Consider the following 14,208-nt stretch of genomic DNA (forward strand, 5'->3'; position numbering starts at 1 on the left):
GCTTTCTTTCATGGCAGAAGAAACAAAAAAAACGTATGACAAAGCAGTTGCCGAATACATCCGAGAAAACAAAACAAAGGGGCAAGTTGTTTACGATGACATTACGAATCGTTTAGCAACGCCGTATACTTTGGATGCTGATGCAATGGACAAATTAATTCAAAAACTGGAGGATTCAGGCATCAGTGTCGTGGATGAAAATGGAGAGCCTTCAGTCCATAGTCTAAAGAGCAATGAAAAACGACAAGAAACACAACCTCAAGAAGATCTGTCTGCACCAACTGGTGTGAAAATCAATGACCCCGTTCGGATGTACTTGAAAGAAATCGGTCGTGTGCCGTTATTGACCGCAGAAGAAGAAGTGGCTCTCGCACTGAAAATCGAAGAAGGCGACCAAGAGGCAAAACAGCGTTTGGCAGAAGCCAACCTACGTTTGGTCGTTAGTATTGCCAAACGTTATGTGGGTCGAGGAATGCAATTCCTTGATTTGATCCAAGAAGGAAACATGGGCTTGATGAAAGCCGTTGAGAAATTCGACTACCGCAAAGGGTTCAAATTCTCGACGTATGCGACCTGGTGGATCCGTCAAGCGATCACCCGTGCGATCGCTGACCAAGCGCGAACCATTCGTATTCCTGTGCATATGGTGGAAACCATCAACAAATTGATCCGTATTCAACGGCAATTGCTGCAAGACTTAGGGCGCGAACCGACACCAGAAGAAATCGGCGCAGAAATGGATCTGCCGACGGAAAAAGTTCGTGAAATCTTGAAGATCGCTCAAGAACCTGTTTCATTAGAAACACCGATCGGCGAAGAAGACGATTCTCATCTAGGTGATTTTATTGAAGACCAAGATGCCACAAGTCCAGCAGAGCATGCGGCTTATGAGCTGTTGAAAGAGCAGTTAGAAGATGTACTGGATACGTTGACTGATCGTGAAGAAAACGTGCTGCGCTTGCGTTTCGGAATCGATGATGGTCGTACTCGGACATTAGAAGAAGTCGGCAAAGTCTTTGGGGTAACGAGAGAACGGATTCGTCAGATTGAAGCAAAAGCATTACGGAAACTACGCCATCCATCTCGTTCAAAACAATTGAAAGATTTCTTAGAATAATCAAGGTTTATCGACTTTCCAAAGGAACCCTTTGGAAAGTCTTTTTTATTCAGATTCTGTCCTCTCGACACAAGATTGGTAAAGAACTTAATAAAAACGTAACCAAGCAAGTGTTGGCTAATTGCCAAGAATGTGATAAATTTAATTTTGTGCATCTGCATCAAAACGTAACAAACAACGAAGTGTCAAAAAAGACCCATTATTTGCTGGTCTAAAAAAAGAAGCAGTAGGTACAGCAAGCGTCTGATAAAAGAGGCAACTGCTTTATAAAAGGAAATGCAAAAAACAAAAGGAGTCAGTTTGAATCAATGAAGAAGACATGTCCTGAATGTGGATTTCAAGCAATAGAAGAAACACCCGTTTGTCCCAATTGCGGGTTCCAATGGAACCAGGCAAAGGAGAATGAACTGGAACCAACATCTGACTCTTCCGTTACGCCAGAAGAGCCCCAGAATAAAAATGATGATATTCGCTGGTCAGACTTTAAAAACGTCCCAATCGGAAAAATGGAGGAGCACTTAGGTGATCGGCCATCCTCAAATGAAGAAACGATCGACCTCGCGCAGCAAGGGACTCTTTCCGATGAGCAACACGTACCCCCCACATCAGCCTCTAAGAAAGAAGCTGAGGAAAAAACGGAAGTAGAAAGCTCTAGCGCAACGCAAGAGCAAACGACATCAGCCAGTGAGGAAGCAAGTGAAACCGATGCATTAAGTACGGAGGAACAGCATGACGCTGATATTTTGGCTGCTTATATCCGCCAACACAAACTTGATGAAGAAGAAAAAGCCGCTGCTCTAGAAGCAGAAGCCGACGCTGATGATTTGTCTGCTACTGAAGAAGAAAGTCAGGAACAAGCCAGTGAGGAACCTCTACTGATAAGCGAAGATGAACCAGTGACGGATCCAGTCATTAAAGAAGCGAAGAAGCAGCCAGAACCAGTGATCGATCCAATTCCTGAGCCGATCACCGCAGCGGATGAAGCACCGAAAAAGGCGACTACTGAAGAAAAAACGTCGACGCCTAGCGAAAAAAAGAAGAGTCCTCGCAAAGCACTCTATATTACAGCGGCTTGTTTATTAGTGGCAGCTGGTGGCGGTTGGGCGTACTACTATCAACAGCAGCAACAAGAAACTGCCCGCCAAACGCAACTGGCGCAAGAAAACCGTACACTCGATCAAATTGAAAATGAGCTGAATGATTTTTATACAAATGATGAACGAGTGTTCATTAAAAGCGACAAGACAGCAGAACAGCTGACGGCTGTGACGAATCAGTTGGCAGAGTTTCAAGACCATGAACGGTACGATGCCTTGTCACAAGAAGCAGAGACGATCGCTGACAAACTAGCAGCTTTGACCGAAATCAACAGCTATTTTAGCAGTCCTGCCGTTGTGGAGGATCAGTTGGAAGAAGTTTCATTGAAAGAAGCAGCTGCTGTCACAATGGCGAAGCGCGAGAACGGGGATGCCTTTGATGAGTTGATCAATCAAGCCATCGACATGGGACAAAAAGAGTTCAGCGCGATCGAGGAAGTTCAAAATGCAGTGAAGAGCATGGTGGCTTTAAGTGGTGATGGTGAAGCACCTGCAAGTGTCACCCGTGAGAACTACAATGCCTTGATGAAAAAAGTCCAAGCTTTACCGATCGATTCATTGGTGGAAAGTCTCACTGCTGATCTGCGCAAAGTCGATACTGCGTTGACGAAGCGTGAAACCGCTACGCAAGAAGCAGCGGCACAACAACAAGCGGCCCAAGAAGCAGCACAAGCGGCGGCTTCTGAGAACAACGCTTCCGCTTCAAGCGGCGGTTCTACAAGCGCTGCGACGCCTGCACAAAGCACGTCTGAAGAAGAGTATGTGCTTTCGCCAAATACGCCAACAAATACCAATAATCAGCCAATTATTCCAGCCCGTCAAAGTGATTTGAATGATGTAAACAATAGCGCTTGGGTGTGGGCAGATGGTGTCCAAGAAAAAATCATTGCCACAGCGATTGCCCGTGGTTACGTGGTTGATGGTGGTTATACTTTTGAACGCGTGCGGATCGTCAACGGCGAAGGCTATTACAATTTTTATGCGACAAATGCCCAAGGCAGCTTGCTTAAAGGAACGGATGATTCAGCGTTCCCGCTATACTTATTTACGGTAAACGCCAAAACTGGCTATTTCAGAGGCAATGGGAACGATCACACCGTTCGCTAAGTCTCCTGAGTCACTAGAAAACTTTCAGAGTTATTACATGCACATGTGAAAAATACTTGTTTCCCCTCCCTGTTTTCGATATGATGAAAGATAATCGTTCAAACAGGGAGGGTTTTTTGTGCAGAAAATAGAAAGATATGATCGCTTTGAAGATGGGGTCATTGCTTGTGTACCAACGATTCTTGGGTACTTAGGGATTGGTTTTGCGATGGGGGTCGTAGGAAAAGGTGTTGGGTTGTCGATTCTTGAAATTATTTTAATGTCTATTATTGTCTATGCAGGCAGTGCTCAATTTATTATTTGTGCATTACTCGCGATTCAAGCACCTTTCATGACGATCGTCGCAACCGTCTTTTTAGTGAATTTACGACATTTCTTAATGAGCTTATCAGTGGCTTCCTATTTTAAAAAGACTCCTTTGCTTTCTGCTATTGGGATTGGGACGCTTTTGACTGATGAGTCCTATGGTGTTTTGACGACGGCACTGCAACAAGACAAACCAGTCACAGCGAAATGGACCCATGGGTTGAACGTGATGGCGTATTTGAGTTGGATCTTCGCAACCTTTTTGGGCGGACTATTAGGCTCGTTTATTCCAGATCCAGAAGCGTTAGGCTTAGATTTTGCCTTGGTAGCCATGTTTGTTGGTCTTTTTTTATTTCAAGTAGAGCGACCCCTCAAGAAGAAAACCCAGCAAACGCTCTTAGTACTCGGGGCAGTTGTGGGGACATTGATTTTATTTATGCGTTTTTCTACTGCTGAGATCGCGGTAATTGCTGCGACCTTGGCAGGATGTTTGGTTGGGACGGTGACACATCATGACTAATTTTGTTATACTAATGCTAGCATGTGGGTTGGTTACTTGGATTCCGCGGATCGTTCCTTTTTTATTTTCTAAAAAGCTCGTATTTCCGAAACCTTTCACCATCTTTTTGAGTTACTTGCCGTTGTGTATTTTGGCGGCATTGTTGGTTCAAAATTTGCTGATCTTTCGAGAAGGGCAATTTCCCATCTTGAAAGTCAAAGAAACTGTTGCCTGTATCCCAGCATTGTTGGTGGGGTATTATACAAAAGATTTGATGAAGATCGTTATCACAGGCGTTATTGCTATGGCACTGCTGCGTTTCTTTTTCTAGCAACGGGCAGTTTTTATGAAGAAGGAGAGAATAGATGAAAGACTTATTAGCATCCGTATTTAGCGGATTGATCATTGATGAAAATGAACAGAATTATTTTGTTCAAAAAGGCGGGGTTACCTTCCGACTAGCCAAGGAAGAAGGCGAACATCATTTAGGTGAAGCCGTCGAAGGGTTTGGCTATCAAAACCAAAAGCAAGAAAATGTACTCACTACGAATATTCCGAAAAGCCGCAAAGGGCATTATGCCTTTGGTACAGTCACAGGAAGCCGTCGCGACTTAGGCGTTTTCGTCGATATCGGTTTAAAAGACAAGGACATGGTGGTTTCATTAGATGAATTGCCAACAATGCGGGAACTTTGGCCCAAAAAAGGCGATCGTTTGATGGTCAGCTTGCGCGTCGACGACAAAGAGCGTATATGGGCTTCGTTAGCAGATGAGAAAATCTTCAAGGCACTGAGTAAGAATGGTACGGAACAGATGAAGAATCAAGATGTTACAGGTACCGTGTATCGCTTAAAACTAGCGGGAACCTACTTATTGACGGATGATTTTTATATTGGCTTCGTCCACCCATCAGAGCGCTATCAAGAGCCGCGTCTTGGGGAAGTTGTCAAAGGACGAGTGATTGGGATTCGTCCAGATGGCGTCTTGAACCTTTCGTTGAAACCAAGAGCCCACGAGGCGATTTCAAATGATGCCGCCATGGTCCTAACCTTTTTAGAACGAGCACCAGAAAATAAAATTCCTTTTACCGATAAATCAGCACCAGAAGAGATTTTACAAACGTTTGGTATTAGTAAAGGCCAATTTAAACGGGCGTTAGGAACCTTGATGAAACAGCGTTTGATTGAGCAAAAAGATGGCTTTACGATTCTTGTTAAAAAACCTAATTGAGAATACTTGTTTCTTTTGCTGTTCTAATTTATAATGATTACAATGTTTGTCTTGGGTGATTCTCACTCAAATTAGAATCGTTATAAATTAGCGGCATACGGAGGCAACTATGAACACAACAGCAGCGTTAAAAAAGACCAAGAAACAATTGCACGAGTCGGGGTTCAAATTAACTCCTCAGCGAGAAGCGACGTTGTTGGTCTTATTAGAAAATGAGAAAGATCATTTATCCGCCGAAGAGATTTTCTTCTTTGTGCGCAAAAAAAATTCTGAGATTGGCTTAGCAACCGTCTATCGAACATTGGAGATTTTGACGGATTTGAAAATCGTCGATAAAGTCAGTTTTAATGACGGTGTCGCTCGTTATGACCTACGTAAAGAAGGCGCCAAACATTTCCATCATCACTTGTTGTGTTTGGAATGCGGCAATATCGAAGAGGTTGAAGAGGATCTGTTGGGCACAGTCGAAGAGATCGTCGAACAAAAGTACCATTTTTTAGTAAAGGATCATCGGTTGACATTTCATGGTGTCTGCCAAAAATGCCAAAACAAAGCCTAGTGTCTGTAGCTGGGTAATTTGAAAAAAATTTGTTATCACCCGAATGATAGTCAGATGGTTTCGATAGGAAGAGTGCTCTTTTTTCCAATTTGAAAGAAACCAAAAAATCTGCTATGATTCGGGTGTTTCCTTGGGAAAAAGATACGGGTAGATGCCTCTTTTTTTGTTGGCAAGCTACTATCTAAACGAGCCAGAATTTGATATGATAAAAAAGCTGAAAGTAGAGGAAGCCCCATGAACGAACAAATTATTGATTATCTTCATTATTTGACCATTGAGCGCGGGCTATCCCAAAATACCCGTGCCAGCTACCAGCGGGATCTGCAACAGTATCTTGCGTTTTTACAAAAAAAACAAGTGACGCAGTGGCAACAGATCGACCGAGTGATCGTTTTGTCTTTTTTGCAAAGTTTGCAAGAGGCGGGAAAATCCTCGGCAACCGTGATTCGGATGGTTTCCAGTTTGCGAAGATTCCATCAATATTTGCGTCAAGAACGGTTGACAGATCATGATCCGATGCAGCATATTGATTCGCCGAAAAAACAGCAGAAGCTACCTGACACTTTGAGTTTGCAGGAAGTGGAGCGCTTGATCGAAACACCAGATACTCGAGCGGTGTTGGGCATTCGCGATCGAGCGATTTTGGAAGTGATGTATGCGACAGGTTTGCGCGTCAGCGAGTTGATCGGTTTGAAATTGAATGATTTGCATTTAAGTATGGGCTTGTTGCAAACAACCGGGAAAGGCGACAAAGAACGGATCGTCCCATTAGGGGATTTAGCGATTCAATGGATCGAAACGTATCTCAGCGATGCACGTCCGTATTTGACGAGAAAAACACCGGATGAAAGCCACCTGTTTGTAAACAACCATGGCACGCAGCTGTCTCGTCAAGGAATCTGGAAAAATTTAAAAGCCTTGGTTCGACAAGCTGGGATCACCAAAAATGTGACTCCCCATACGTTGCGCCATAGTTTTGCGACCCATCTATTAGAAAACGGGGCAGATCTGCGAACGGTTCAAGAGCTGTTAGGACACGCAGATATCTCGACCACTCAGATTTACACGCATATAACGAAGAAACGGATGACGGAAGTGTACAAGCAGCACTTTCCGCGCGCCTAGAAATCGAGGATGGAATGGAAGAAATCAAAATAAAATTAGCTGTCTTTGAAGGACCGTTGGATTTGCTGCTTCATTTGATCAAAAAACTGGAAATCGATGTTTATGACATTCCAGTTGCAACCATCACCGAACAATACATGCAGTATATCCATGCCATGAAAATTTTAGAATTAGAAGTCGCTGGTGAATATTTAGTCATGGCGGCAACTCTGATGGCGATCAAAAGCCAGATGCTGTTACCGAAACAAGAGCTGATTGCTGAAGTGGAAGAGTACGAAGAAGATCCACGGGATATGCTGGTGGCACAGCTGCTAGAATACCGCAAATTTAAGTATGCAGCCGAGCAGCTTTCCGAAAAAGCGGAAGAGCGCAGTTTGTATTATACGAAAGATCCGATGGACGTCGATGAATACAAAGAGGAAGAAGATCAGTTAAGAGCCAATCAATTCAATACGATCGATCTCTTTTTGGCTTTTCAAAAAATGATCGAGAAAAAGAAAAATCGCCAAGTACTAGAAACAAAAATTTCTCCTGATGAAAGCACCATCGATGAAAAGATGGCGGCGATTCAGCTGGAGATGCAGCATGTCAGTGCCAAAAAAGGCCGCAGCTTTGATTCGTTTTTTACGACCTACAATAAAACAGAAGTTGTGGTAACTTTTATGGCACTGTTAGAATTAATGAAAAAAGGAACGATTCGAGTAGAGCAAACAGACAATTATGCGTCGATTCTGCTCTATCCAACAGGTAAAGAAGATGAGTAAATATAGTGAATTAGAAGCGATCTTATTCGTCGTCGGTGATGAGGGGATCGGACTTGAAGAATTGAGTTACTTAGTCAAAAGCAATACTGCCAGTGTCTATCAGCATTTGCAGGAACTAAATCAGCAATATGAAGAAAATGAACATACTGCGTTGCATATTCTTGAAGTGGGCAATCATTTTATTTTGACCACCAAGAAACAATTTGCCCCTTTATTGAAGAAATATGCTGAATCACCGATGGGCAGCTCGTTGTCGCAGGCCGCTTTAGAAACGTTGTCGATCATTGCTTACAAGCAGCCGATCACTCGGATGGAAGTAGAAGAGATCCGCGGCGTCCAATCTAGCGGATCGGTTCAAAAATTGGTGGCAAAACGACTGATTGAAGAAAAAGGCCGCGTTGACGGACCAGGACGAGCGATCCTATATGGTACGACGGAATACTTTATGGATTATTTTGGCTTAAAAAGTTTGGCTGAATTACCCGATATCCAATCCATGGAAGATGAACTTGAAGAAGATGCACCGTTTGATCTTTTTTACGACCGCTACAAACAAGCAGAAACAGAAGGAGAATGAAGATGGAACGTTTGCAAAAAGTGATTGCCCATGCTGGCATCACCTCAAGAAGAAAAGCTGAAGGATTGATAACCGAAGGCCGAGTGCGTGTCAACGGGCAAGTGATCAAAGAATTAGGGGTCCAAGTTAGCTCAAAAGATGTTGTTGAAGTCGATGGTGTACCAATCGAACAAGAACAACACGTCTATTATCTATTCTACAAACCTCGTGGTGTGATCTCAGCTGTAACGGATGATAAAAAGCGCAAAGTCGTTTTGGATTATTTTGCTGAAGTTCCTGAACGGGTGTATCCCGTCGGGCGCTTGGACTATGATACCTCTGGTTTGTTATTGCTGACAAATGATGGGGAATTGTCACAGACACTGATGCATCCGAAACACGAAGTCGACAAAGTGTACGTTGCCAAAGTCAAAGGGATTGCGGATAAAAAGCAGCTGCTCCCATTGACAAAAGGGATTCGGATCGAAGGCCGTAAGACGGCACCTGCTCGCTTTGAGATCTTGTCGACAGACCAAACGACGCAATCTAGTATTGTGCAATTGACGATCCATGAAGGACGCAACCATCAAGTCAAAAATATGTTAAAAGCAGTTGGTTTGCCTGTGCAAAAATTAAAACGGGAAAATTATGGTCCGTTAGATTTGAAAGGTCTTCGTCCAGGGGAATATCGAGAATTGTCGAAGAAGGAAGTCAGTCAGCTGAAAAATAGTGCAAAATAGTTGAAAAGTATCTGAAAACGTAACTATTGTTAATTTTTAGATTTTGTGTATAATAGGACATGTAATAAATAGAATAAAGGTTCGTCTTCAGGGGCAGGGTGCAATTCCCGACCGGTGGTTATAGTCCACGACCTATTTCTTCGGAAATAGCTGAATCGGTGAAATTCCGATACCGACAGTACAGTCTGGATAAAGAAGATAGAGCGTATTTGATTTGCTTATGGCTATTTCGAATGCCCTCTTTTTTCCCTGTGGAAAAAAGAGGGCATTTTTTGTCTGGCGCCGACAAGAAAGCCGAGGAAATTTAATAGGTTCGTTTGAAGAGGAATCCTGAACTTAGGAGGATTTATACTGATGAACAACAAAACAAGAAAAATGGTGACAATCGCCATGTGTGCTGCTATGGGAACAATTTTGCAATTTATCGCTTTTCCGATTTTCCCAGCATTCAGCTTTTTAAAGATCGATTTTAGTGATATTCCCGTGATGATCATGATGTTTTTATTTGGTCCTTGGAGTGGGGTATTGACTGCTTTCATTCGTTCGGTGCTGCATTTGTTCTTATCTGGTTTTTCACCTGCTGATATGGTGGGGGATACGGCAAGCTTTTTAGCATCATGTGCCTTTACTTTGCCAATGTACTACTTTTTCCGCAAAGGTATTCACACCAAAAACAAAATGGTTGGTGTCATCAGCGGTATCTTGTCGGTAACGATTTTTATGAGTGTGGCGAACCTATTTGTGATCACACCGCTTTACCTGCGCTTTTTCGGGGTCACAGCCGATCAATTTTTAGGAATGTCTTTGCCGCAATATGTGGCGATCGGGATCTTACCTTTCAATTTGGTAAAAGGCGCAATCGTCAGTGCCGTCTTTTTAGCACTTCACGCCAAACTGTTGCCATGGTTGGCTCGTAAGCAGCCCCATCATTCTGCTATAGGAAAATAAAAAAATGAGCCGACTTGCTGTTGCAGACGAAAGGTCTGTCAATGGCAAGTCGGCTTTTTTTATTTTTCCATGATAATCGCACGGGTAGGGCATTTGCGATAAGCAGTTTTGACTTTTTCTTGTTGGTCTTCTATGATAAACTGTTGCCGAGCATTCGGTTCTTGGGCAAATAAAACGATCCCGTCTTCATCATAATCGAAGATCTCGGGGGCATAGATCGCACATAGGCCACAAGCAATGCAGCGCTCAGGAATAATTTTACAGCGTTGTGACATTTTTTAGTCCTTTCTGGAGGGGAAATATGGATTCTTTTATTTTAGCGCTGTTTTCTGATACTGACAAGCTGCGCCCATCAACACTTTATCAAATTCTCATTGGTAAGCGTACTAGCTCTGTCTTGAGTTATGCCTTTTTTTATGATCGCTTAGGTCTCTTTCAATCGTTGCCCCAGTTGAATGAGAAAGCGTATCAACAGACGCTCGCTGACTTGATCCAACGAGGGGCTCTAAGTCGAGATTCAGATGGTCTGCTGCTCAAAACGACCGCTAGAAACAGCCAGCAGCCAGGTGAACGATTGTTGCGTTATGCGAATTACTTTCGTTATGGACGAACGACGGAGGAGGCTTGGCGTTTTGTTCGGCTGCTGGTTCAAGCAGCTGCGTATCAAGGCGTGACCAATCAGTATATTCCCGTTGAAAACACGCCACTCTATACAGAACCTGTCCGTCAGCTGATCCGTCACAATCCTGACATCAAAAAGTGCCTGTATCAAGAGCTATCAGCAATTTTTGACCAGCTTCCCGCAGAAATGGCAGATTTTTTAGCGGGCACCTTATCTGGTCCAGATATTCTAGGGCAGGCGTTTTTTCAGCTTTTACCAGAAAATGTTCAAAGTAAGCCTTGGGACACTCTTTATGTAGGAGCTTCGATCCATCAATTTTTAACCTTGATCGAAAAAACGCCCCAGACGATCCTGTTTCGAGGCTTGTCGCCTTTTCTAAAGAGAAATTTAAACCAAAGTATGGTGGAAAGCCGAGCATTGTTTTTGCGAGGCGATTCTGTCGAGCAGATTATGGAAAAAAGAAGGATCAAACGAGGAACTGTTAATGATCATTTGATTGAGTGGGCATTGCTTGATCCAACGTTTCCTTTTCAGCGCTTTGATACAGCGTTGTTGAAAAAGCTGCCAGAAGCTTCTTGGAAAAATAGCTATCAAGAATTACAGGCGCTTCTTACGACTGATTTTTTGACGATTCGTTTGTTACAGATTGCTCAGAAGCGGGGGATTCGATGTTAGAAGATGCACTGAATCAGTATTTTGGTTTCAAAACATTCCGCCAAGGACAAAAAGAAGTCATCGAAAGTGTTTTAGCACAGCAAGATACGTTAGCGATTCTGCCTACTGGGAATGGCAAAAGTCTGTGCTATCAGCTGCCAGGGTACCTAGTAGACGGGATCGTGATCATTATCTCGCCGTTAGTCTCTTTGATGGAAGATCAAGTCTACGGCTTACAAAAGCAAGGGGAAAAACGCGCGATTGCGTTTAATAGTCAATTGGACCTTGCCGATCGCCAGTATGTGATGCAGCATTTGCAGAAGTACAAGTTTTTGTTTTTAAGTCCAGAAATGATCGTACAAGAAGCTGTTTTGCATCAATTGGAACAGGTTAAGATCGCCATGCTCGTGGTGGATGAAGCCCATTGTGTTTCGCAATGGGGCATTGATTTTCGACCAGAGTACTTGCAGCTTGGTGAAGTAAAGAAACGCTTGAAGGCACCCGTTACGTTAGCCTTGACGGCTACTGCAACAGCACAAGTGGAAGCAGACATACGGCAAGTATTATTAGCAAAGAACGCCAATGTCTACCGTTATTCGATGAACCGCAGCAATATCGGCTTGTTCGTAGAGCAAACGACAGACAAAGATGCGGCATTAGCAGACTATCTCAGCCGCTTAGGCGGGGCTGGGATCATCTACTGTTCCACAAGAAGCAAAGTCGAAGAAGTCTATAACAAACTGCGTCAGCGCTATTTGGTAGGCTATTATCATGGTGGTCTCGCGAGTGATCAAAGAAAAACGTTGCAGCAGCAGTTTTCTCAGAATAAATTAAAATTACTCGTTGCTACCAATGCGTTTGGGATGGGGATCAATAAGGAAGATATTCGCTTTGTGATCCATTATGATCTACCTGATTCGTTAGAGAATTACAGTCAAGAAATCGGGCGAGCTGGTCGTGATGGCAAACAAAGCAATGCGATTTTGCTTTATCAGGAACATGATGAGCAGATCCATTACTTCTTTCAGCGAGAAAATAAAGAAGAACGCCTTGCTTTAGAACGAATGGTTCAGGAGAAGAGGAAAGAACCCTTGACACCGTTGCAAGAAAAGTGGCAGCAAAAAATGAAAGAGTTGGGGACTTCCTTTTGGCTGGAAACATTGAAACGCAATGAACAGCAAAAACAAGAACAATTACAGAAAATGTTGGCTTATATTCATTTTACAGGTTGTCGCCGGCAATTTTTACTGGCGCATTTCGGAGAGGAAGCCCAGGAGAATCCTTATTGTTGCGACAATGACGGGATCGAAATAGCGGGTGAAGAACAGCTGCCCGAGAAAAAGGAAGCCCATCATTGGCAGGAACGTTTAATAAAAATTTTTAAAGATATAAATTGAATCGTATTTTGTAGGACAGTTTTTATTTACCTATGGTATAATACATCGGAAGGAAACTAGGAGGGAATACGAGTGAGCAAGAAAGACAATGACTACAATTCAGAAAATCAAGAACCGTGGGAACAACCAATCTATGATACAGAATACGATGATTCTGCATCAAGATCCCAACAAAGAAAACAAAAGCGTGGGAATTCACTCTTTTTGACGATCGTTTTAGTTTTGCTTTTCTTGATCGTGGCAATTCCGGTTGGTGCCGGTATTTGGGTATTGAACCATAACAATGATGCCCCAACCACAGCAAGTTCGAGCAGTACTGTAGAAAGTACGACAGAGTCTTCAACAACCGAATCATCAACGACGGAATCATCCACTACGGAATCGACAAGTGAAACGAGTTCGTCAACAAGTGAATCAAGTTCTTCATCAAGTAGCAGTAGTTCTGCACCAGCTTCAACGACGCCATCAAGTAGTGAACCGGCGCAACAAGAAAACAATGCGGGACAAGAGAATACGCAAACTGATCAAGGTCAAGGCGCAACTGGTACCGAGGAATACACGACAGTCCAAGCTGGCGAAGGTCCTGAACAAGTGGCAGCCCGTACAGGCATCTCAGTTGAAACCCTATATCAATTAAATGGGATTGATCCAAACAACTACATGCTTTACCCTGGCGACACCTTACGAATTAAATAAAAAACCGCTTTGGCGGTTTTTTTTCTTGAAAGAAAGAAGCCAAGGTGGGCGATAAGCAGAAACGATGAAGGAATACACATCGTTGGGAAACGAGGAGTAAGAAAAATGAAAAAAATCAACATCGCTATTGATGGTCCTGCGTCATCTGGGAAAAGCACAGTGGCAAAAATCATCGCGAATGACCTGGGATTTATTTATACGGATACTGGTGCCATGTATCGAAGCATCACGTATTTAGCTTTAAAAACGGGCTGTTCACTTGAAGATGAAGCGGCGGTCGCTGCTTTGATCGATCAATACCCCATCACTTTTGAACCGACTGAACACGGTCAAGAGGTCTTTGCAGGAGGAGAGCAAGTCACCGAAGCGATCCGTCAGCCAGAAGTAACCAACGCAGTTTCGAAGGTGTCGGCATACCCTGCGATCCGCGAAAAACTCGTCCAACAACAGCAGATGATCGCTAAAGATGGCGGTGTCGTGATGGATGGCCGCGATATTGGTACGGCGGTTTTACCACAAGCAGAAGTCAAGATTTTTCTGGTAGCAAGTGTGGAAGAACGCGCACAGCGCCGTTTTAAAGAAAATCAGCAAAAAGGGATCAAAACCGATTATGAGACGTTGAAAGAAGAGATCCAGCAAAGAGATTATCTGGATTCTCACAGAGAAGTCTCCCCTTTGAAACAAGCGGAGGATGCGGTTCGAATCGATACGTCTGGTTTAACGATCGAGCAAGTCGTCGAAGCAATCAAAAAAACCATCAAAGAAAAAATTGATTAACAAAAACAATGGGTG

General features: G+C 43.4%; 16 protein-coding genes and 1 riboswitch. Of the genes, 15 read left to right on the top strand and 1 reads right to left on the bottom strand.

What is annotated here, in order from left to right; all coding sequences use genetic code 11:
* Positions 1-10: 10 nt before the first annotated feature.
* The 11 genes from rpoD to IGJ05_RS00275 all read left to right on the top strand — a co-directional run bounded on the left by rpoD (position 11) and on the right by IGJ05_RS00275 (position 10,047).
* Positions 11-1,117, top strand: a complete 1,107-nt coding sequence (gene rpoD, locus IGJ05_RS00225) for an RNA polymerase sigma factor RpoD (RefSeq protein ID WP_005229298.1) — start codon at positions 11-13, stop codon at positions 1,115-1,117.
* 308 nt (positions 1,118-1,425) lie between these two features.
* Positions 1,426-3,321 (top strand): cell division site-positioning protein MapZ family protein, encoded by a 1,896-nt coding sequence (locus IGJ05_RS00230; protein ID WP_438724970.1) that lies wholly within the window; start codon positions 1,426-1,428, stop codon positions 3,319-3,321.
* A gap of 118 nt (positions 3,322-3,439) precedes the next feature.
* On the top strand, positions 3,440-4,147 hold the full coding sequence (locus IGJ05_RS00235; RefSeq protein ID WP_081116294.1) for an AzlC family ABC transporter permease: 708 nt from the start codon (positions 3,440-3,442) through the stop codon (positions 4,145-4,147).
* A complete protein-coding gene (locus IGJ05_RS00240; protein ID WP_010749225.1) occupies positions 4,140-4,457 on the top strand; it encodes an AzlD domain-containing protein in 318 nt (105 codons plus the stop codon). The genes IGJ05_RS00235 and IGJ05_RS00240 overlap by 8 nt, the downstream gene beginning before the upstream one ends.
* Positions 4,458-4,491: 34 nt before the next feature.
* Entirely contained in the window at positions 4,492-5,355 is an 864-nt protein-coding gene (locus IGJ05_RS00245) for a CvfB family protein (RefSeq protein WP_081116293.1), read from the top strand.
* Between the two features lie 109 nt (positions 5,356-5,464).
* Entirely contained in the window at positions 5,465-5,914 is a 450-nt protein-coding gene (gene fur, locus IGJ05_RS00250; protein ID WP_015510076.1) for a ferric iron uptake transcriptional regulator, read from the top strand.
* 234 nt (positions 5,915-6,148) lie between these two features.
* Positions 6,149-7,039, top strand: coding sequence for a site-specific tyrosine recombinase XerD (gene xerD, locus IGJ05_RS00255; RefSeq protein ID WP_015510075.1), 891 nt, complete (start codon positions 6,149-6,151; stop codon positions 7,037-7,039).
* 14 nt (positions 7,040-7,053) lie between these two features.
* Positions 7,054-7,803 (top strand): segregation/condensation protein A, encoded by a 750-nt coding sequence (locus tag IGJ05_RS00260; protein WP_005229314.1) that lies wholly within the window; start codon positions 7,054-7,056, stop codon positions 7,801-7,803.
* Complete coding sequence (gene scpB, locus IGJ05_RS00265; protein ID WP_005229316.1) at positions 7,796-8,380, top strand: SMC-Scp complex subunit ScpB; 585 nt, start codon at positions 7,796-7,798, stop codon at positions 8,378-8,380. Before IGJ05_RS00260 ends, scpB begins: the two co-directional genes overlap by 8 nt.
* Before the next feature lie 2 nt (positions 8,381-8,382).
* Positions 8,383-9,099 carry a pseudouridine synthase gene (locus IGJ05_RS00270; RefSeq protein WP_081116291.1) on the top strand — a complete coding sequence of 239 codons (717 nt, stop codon included), beginning with the start codon at positions 8,383-8,385 and terminating at the stop codon, positions 9,097-9,099.
* Positions 9,100-9,178: 79 nt separating this feature from the next.
* Positions 9,179-9,303, top strand: a riboswitch (FMN riboswitch).
* Between the two features lie 150 nt (positions 9,304-9,453).
* Positions 9,454-10,047, top strand: coding sequence for an ECF transporter S component (locus tag IGJ05_RS00275; RefSeq protein WP_010749232.1), 594 nt, complete (start codon positions 9,454-9,456; stop codon positions 10,045-10,047).
* A gap of 59 nt (positions 10,048-10,106) precedes the next feature.
* On the opposite strand, the gene IGJ05_RS00280 is transcribed toward IGJ05_RS00275, so the two are convergent.
* The gene (locus tag IGJ05_RS00280) at positions 10,107-10,322 is read right to left on the bottom strand and encodes a ferredoxin (protein WP_005229322.1); all 216 of its coding nucleotides are present in this window, start codon (positions 10,320-10,322) and stop codon (positions 10,107-10,109) included.
* 26 nt (positions 10,323-10,348) lie between these two features.
* On the opposite strand from IGJ05_RS00280, the gene IGJ05_RS00285 reads away from it, so the two are divergent.
* The 4 genes from IGJ05_RS00285 (at position 10,349) to cmk (ending at position 14,193) form a co-directional block, all read left to right on the top strand.
* Positions 10,349-11,344 (top strand): helix-turn-helix domain-containing protein, encoded by a 996-nt coding sequence (locus tag IGJ05_RS00285; protein ID WP_081116290.1) that lies wholly within the window; start codon positions 10,349-10,351, stop codon positions 11,342-11,344.
* Positions 11,338-12,720: a RecQ family ATP-dependent DNA helicase gene (locus IGJ05_RS00290; RefSeq protein WP_010749234.1), complete on the top strand. Its 1,383-nt coding sequence runs from the start codon at positions 11,338-11,340 to the stop codon at positions 12,718-12,720. Before IGJ05_RS00285 ends, IGJ05_RS00290 begins: the two co-directional genes overlap by 7 nt.
* Before the next feature lie 72 nt (positions 12,721-12,792).
* Complete coding sequence (locus IGJ05_RS00295; RefSeq protein ID WP_015510072.1) at positions 12,793-13,416, top strand: LysM peptidoglycan-binding domain-containing protein; 624 nt, start codon at positions 12,793-12,795, stop codon at positions 13,414-13,416.
* A 105-nt stretch (positions 13,417-13,521) separates the two neighbouring features.
* Positions 13,522-14,193, top strand: a complete 672-nt coding sequence (cmk, locus tag IGJ05_RS00300; RefSeq protein ID WP_225001229.1) for a (d)CMP kinase — start codon at positions 13,522-13,524, stop codon at positions 14,191-14,193.
* Positions 14,194-14,208 lie beyond the last annotated feature (15 nt).

The organism is Enterococcus sp. AZ167 (assembly GCF_051714025.1).
GTDB lineage: Bacteria > Bacillota > Bacilli > Lactobacillales > Enterococcaceae > Enterococcus_D > Enterococcus_D casseliflavus.

Coding starts and splice junctions, on each gene's coding strand:
- scpB (WP_005229316.1), top strand. CDS start 7,796: ATGAGTAAATATAGTGAATTAGAAGCGATCTTATTCGTCGTCGGTGAT.
- IGJ05_RS00270 (WP_081116291.1), top strand. CDS start 8,383: ATGGAACGTTTGCAAAAAGTGATTGCCCATGCTGGCATCACCTCAAGA.
- IGJ05_RS00280 (WP_005229322.1), bottom strand. CDS start 10,322: ATGTCACAACGCTGTAAAATTATTCCTGAGCGCTGCATTGCTTGTGGC.
- IGJ05_RS00275 (WP_010749232.1), top strand. CDS start 9,454: ATGAACAACAAAACAAGAAAAATGGTGACAATCGCCATGTGTGCTGCT.
- IGJ05_RS00245 (WP_081116293.1), top strand. CDS start 4,492: ATGAAAGACTTATTAGCATCCGTATTTAGCGGATTGATCATTGATGAA.
- cmk (WP_225001229.1), top strand. CDS start 13,522: ATGAAAAAAATCAACATCGCTATTGATGGTCCTGCGTCATCTGGGAAA.
- rpoD (WP_005229298.1), top strand. CDS start 11: ATGGCAGAAGAAACAAAAAAAACGTATGACAAAGCAGTTGCCGAATAC.
- IGJ05_RS00230 (WP_438724970.1), top strand. CDS start 1,426: ATGAAGAAGACATGTCCTGAATGTGGATTTCAAGCAATAGAAGAAACA.
- IGJ05_RS00290 (WP_010749234.1), top strand. CDS start 11,338: ATGTTAGAAGATGCACTGAATCAGTATTTTGGTTTCAAAACATTCCGC.
- xerD (WP_015510075.1), top strand. CDS start 6,149: ATGAACGAACAAATTATTGATTATCTTCATTATTTGACCATTGAGCGC.
- IGJ05_RS00240 (WP_010749225.1), top strand. CDS start 4,140: ATGACTAATTTTGTTATACTAATGCTAGCATGTGGGTTGGTTACTTGG.
- IGJ05_RS00260 (WP_005229314.1), top strand. CDS start 7,054: ATGGAAGAAATCAAAATAAAATTAGCTGTCTTTGAAGGACCGTTGGAT.
- fur (WP_015510076.1), top strand. CDS start 5,465: ATGAACACAACAGCAGCGTTAAAAAAGACCAAGAAACAATTGCACGAG.
- IGJ05_RS00285 (WP_081116290.1), top strand. CDS start 10,349: ATGGATTCTTTTATTTTAGCGCTGTTTTCTGATACTGACAAGCTGCGC.